Source organism: Nonomuraea mesophila (assembly GCF_004352805.1).
Taxonomy (GTDB): domain Bacteria; phylum Actinomycetota; class Actinomycetes; order Streptosporangiales; family Streptosporangiaceae; genus Nonomuraea; species Nonomuraea longispora.
Window position 1 is genome coordinate 1 of record NZ_SMLD01000331.1, and the last position, 3,674, is coordinate 3,674.

General features: G+C 75.0%; 4 protein-coding genes. 3 read left to right on the forward strand and 1 reads right to left on the reverse strand.

The genetic code is table 11. The features are described 5' to 3' along the window. The 3 genes from E1295_RS47540 to E1295_RS47550 form a co-directional block, all read left to right on the forward strand. The coding region (locus tag E1295_RS47540) for an acyl-CoA carboxylase biotin carboxyl carrier protein subunit (RefSeq protein ID WP_132641907.1) at positions 1-645 on the forward strand (645 nt) is incomplete at its 5' end. Beyond that, positions 642-1,412 carry an enoyl-CoA hydratase-related protein gene (locus E1295_RS47545; protein ID WP_132641909.1) on the forward strand — a complete coding sequence of 257 codons (771 nt, stop codon included), beginning with the start codon at positions 642-644 and terminating at the stop codon, positions 1,410-1,412. The genes E1295_RS47540 and E1295_RS47545, both read left to right, overlap by 4 nt. Beyond that, on the forward strand, positions 1,409-3,124 hold the full coding sequence (locus E1295_RS47550; protein ID WP_132641911.1) for an acyclic terpene utilization AtuA family protein: 1,716 nt from the start codon (positions 1,409-1,411) through the stop codon (positions 3,122-3,124). Before E1295_RS47545 ends, E1295_RS47550 begins: the two co-directional genes overlap by 4 nt. On the opposite strand, the gene E1295_RS47555 is transcribed toward E1295_RS47550, so the two are convergent. Further along, positions 3,080-3,674 (reverse strand): ROK family protein (locus E1295_RS47555; protein ID WP_132641913.1); only part of this gene is annotated, 595 nt, incomplete at its 5' end. The genes E1295_RS47550 and E1295_RS47555 overlap by 45 nt on opposite strands.

Below are 3,674 nucleotides of genomic sequence, written 5' to 3' on the forward strand. Positions count from 1 at the left end.
CACCCATCCCCCGCCCCGCCACCCGGAACGACCGCTGGGACGGCTGGCGGGGTCGCGGCCGGGGCGGTGGCGGAGGCGGGACACCGGTTGGCTGCGCTGGCCGCCGCGCTCGCCCTGGCCGCCGCCAACCGGCGTGACGCGCGCGTGCTGGCCGGCCTGCCCGCCGGGTGGCGCAACGTACGCTCCCAGCCACGCCGCGCCCGCTTCGCCGAGGCCGACGTCGTGTACGACCCGCTGCCGGACCCCATCACCGTGCTCGGCGCCGGCCCGGACACCGTCGTCCTCGAACACGGCGGCGTCCGCCACACCTTCGACATCGCCCGGTACGACGGCGACCCGAAGGTCTACGTCGACCACGCGGGCGGCTGCGCCGTGCTGACCCCGCTCCCCCGGCTGCCCGAGCCGGTGGAGCACGTCGCCCCGGGGTCCCTGCTGGCCCTCATGCCGGGTACCGTGCTGCGCGTCGAGGTGGCGGCCGGCGACCGGGTCGCCAAGGGGCAGGCGGTGCTGGTGCTCGAAGCCATGAAGATGGAGCACCGGGTCACCGCTCCCGCCGCCGGCGTGGTGTCCGGCGTACACGTAGAGAAAGGCCGGCAGGTCGAGGCGGGAGCCGTGCTGGCGATCATCCAGGAGGAGAGCACATGACCCTGGTCCACCAGGACCTGGCCGCGGGCGTCGCGACCATCACGCTGGACTCGCCGCCCAACCGCAACGCCCTTTCCATACGCCTGCTCGGCGAGTTGAAGGAGCGGCTCGACCGGGCGCTGGCCGAGCCGGCGGCCAGGGTGATCGTGCTGACGGCGACGGGCAGGGTGTTCTGTTCGGGAGCCGACATCAAGGAGCAGCGCGCGGCGGACGGCAAGCCCGGCGCGCCGGTGACGGCGTCGTTCCCGGAGATCCTCTCGCTCATCTGGGAGAGCCCCAAGCCGGTGGTGTGCCGGCTCAACGGCACCGCGCGGGCGGGCGGCCTGGGGCTGGTCGCGGCGTGCGACTTCGCGGTCGCGCCGCTCTCGGCGTCGTTCGCGTTCACGGAGGTACGCCTCGGCGTGGTGCCGGCGATGATCTCGGTGCCGGTGCTGCGCAGGCTCGACCCCAGGGCCGCGGCCGAATACTTCCTGACCGGCGAGGTCTTCGACGCCGCGAGGGCCGCGGAGATCGGGCTGATCTCCAGGGCCGTGCCCGAGGAGGAGCTGGACGCGGCGGTCGCCCACTACGCCGACCTGCTGATCAAGGGCGCTCCCGAGGCGCTGGCCATCACCAAGCAGCTGGTCAGGCAGGTGCCGGCGATGTCGTTCACGGACGGGTTGCGGGAGATGACCGCGCTGTCCGCCGAGCGGTTCACCTCGGAGGAGGGTCAGGAGGGCATCGCCGCGTACATGGACAAGCGCCCGCCCGCGTGGGCCACGCGATGACCCTGCGCGTCGCCAACTGCAGCGGCTTCTACGGCGACCGGCTCTCCGCGGCCAGGGAGATGGTCGAGGGCGGGCCGATCGACGTGCTGACCGGTGACTGGCTGGCCGAGCTCACCATGCTGATCCTGGCCGGCAACCGGCTCAAGGGCCGCCCCGGCTACGCGCCGACCTTCCTGCGGCAGCTGGAGGACGTCCTCGGCCCCTGCCTCGACCGGGGCATCAAGATCGTGGCGAACGCGGGCGGCCTCGATCCGGCCGGGTGCGCGGAGGCCGTGCACGAGCTGGCCGCGCGGCTCGGCCTGTCCCCCGCGGTCGCGCACGTCACCGGCGACGACCTCACCGGCAGGAACCTCGACCTGGTCAACGCCGACACCGGCGAACGCCTCGACGCCACCCCGCTCACCGCCAACGCCTACCTGGGCGGCCGCCCGATCGCCGCCGCCCTGTCGGCGGGCGCGGACGTCGTGGTGACCGGCCGCGTCACGGACGCCGCGCTGGTGACGGGGCCGGGCATCTGGCGGTACGGCTGGGGTCCCGGCGACCTCGACCCGCTGGCGGGCTCGGTGGTCGCGGGGCACATCATCGAGTGCGGCTGCCAGGCCACGGGCGGCAACTACGCGTTCTTCCAGGACGTGCCCGATCTGGCCCACTGCGGCTTCCCGCTCGCGGAGCTGCGCCCGGACGGATCCGCCGTGATCACCAAGCATCCCGGCACGGGCGGCCTGGTCTCGGTCGGTACGGTCACCGCCCAGCTGGTGTACGAGCTGGGCGGCCCCCGCTACCTCGGCCCCGACGTGGTGGCCAGGTTCGACACGATCACGCTCGCCGACGACGGGCCCGACCGGGTGCTGGTCTCCGGCGTCCGGGGCGAGCCGCCTCCCGGCACGCTCAAGGTCGCCGTCAACTACCTGGGCGGCTACCGCAACACCATGACCCTCGTGCTCACGGGCCTCGACCTGGAGGCCAAGGCCCGGGTGGCGGAGGAGGCCGTCTGGGCGCGCATCCCGCGCGAGTCGTTCGACGCGGTGGACGTGACGCTCACAGAGTCCGGCCTGCTGCGGATCACGGTCATGGACGCCGACGAACGCGCGGCGGGCCGCGCCTTCTCCGCTGCCGTGGTGGAGACGGGGCTGGCCAGCTATCCGGGCTTCTACGGCCTCACCCCGCCCGGAAACTCCTCACCGTACGGGATCTACTGGCCGGTCCTGGTCCCGGCCGCGGAGGTACGCCCTCAGGCCTTCCTGGACGGCACGCAGATCCCCGTCCCCGCCGCCCCGGCCCCCGGCGAGCCGGCGACGGCCCTCCCTGACCCTGAGCCCCCGCTCACGTCGCCGCCTGCCGAGAGGTCGGCTCGCACCGACGACGAAGGCGGGGAGGAGACCGTGTGGATGCCGTTGGGGCGGGTCGTGGGCGCGCGTTCCGGCGACAAGGGCGGCAACGCCAACCTGGGGGTCTGGACGAGCACGCGGGAGCGCTACGCGTGGCTGGCCGGCACCTTGACGCCCGACCGGCTCAAGCGGCTGCTGCCGCACCTGGCCCCGTACCGCGTCGACCGGTACGAGCTGCCCAATCTCAAGGCGCTCAACTTCGTCGTCCACGGGCTGCTGGGCCGGGGCGTGGCGGCGAGCCCGCGCATGGACCCGCAGGCCAAGGCGCTGGGTGAGGAGCTACGCGCCCGGCACGTGCACGTCCCCGCGGCGCTCCTCGGCTGAGCCGGCTGAGGCCGCCGAGCCCGCCAAGCCGCCCGAGCCCGCCAAGCCGCCTGAGCCACCCGAGCCGCCCGAGCCCGCTGAGCCGGCCGCACGCCAGCCGAGCAGGCCCGCGCCCAGCAGGCCCGCCCGCGCCCCGAGCGCCGACGCCCTGACCTCCGGCGCCTTCCGTCCCGGCGGGTGCGGGGACAGGAGGGCTGCCAGGCGAGTCCGGAGGGGGACGATCAGGGCGTCTCCCGCGTGCGAGACCCCACCGCCGATGACGACGGCCGCGGGATCGAGCAGCCGCGTGTACGTGGCCAGCGCCAGGGCGAGCGCCTCCACGGCCGCGTCCCACACCCTCCCGGCCGCCGGGTCCCCCTCGCGCGCCCACCGCACCACCTCCTCGGCACCGGCGGCGCCGTACCGGGCCGCGACCGCGCCGCCCGACGCGTACGCCGCCAGGCAGCCCCGCTGCCCGCACCCGCAGGCCGCTCCGCCAGGGTGTACCGGGATGTGCCCGATCTGCCCGGCCCATCCGGCGGCGCCGCCGTACAGCCGCCCGGACAGGACC

Bases quoted from the DNA above. Each gene is read 5' to 3' on its own strand.
- E1295_RS47545 (WP_132641909.1), top strand. From the start codon at position 642: ATGACCCTGGTCCACCAGGACCTGGCCGCGGGCGTCGCGACCATCACG.
- E1295_RS47550 (WP_132641911.1), top strand. From the start codon at position 1,409: ATGACCCTGCGCGTCGCCAACTGCAGCGGCTTCTACGGCGACCGGCTC.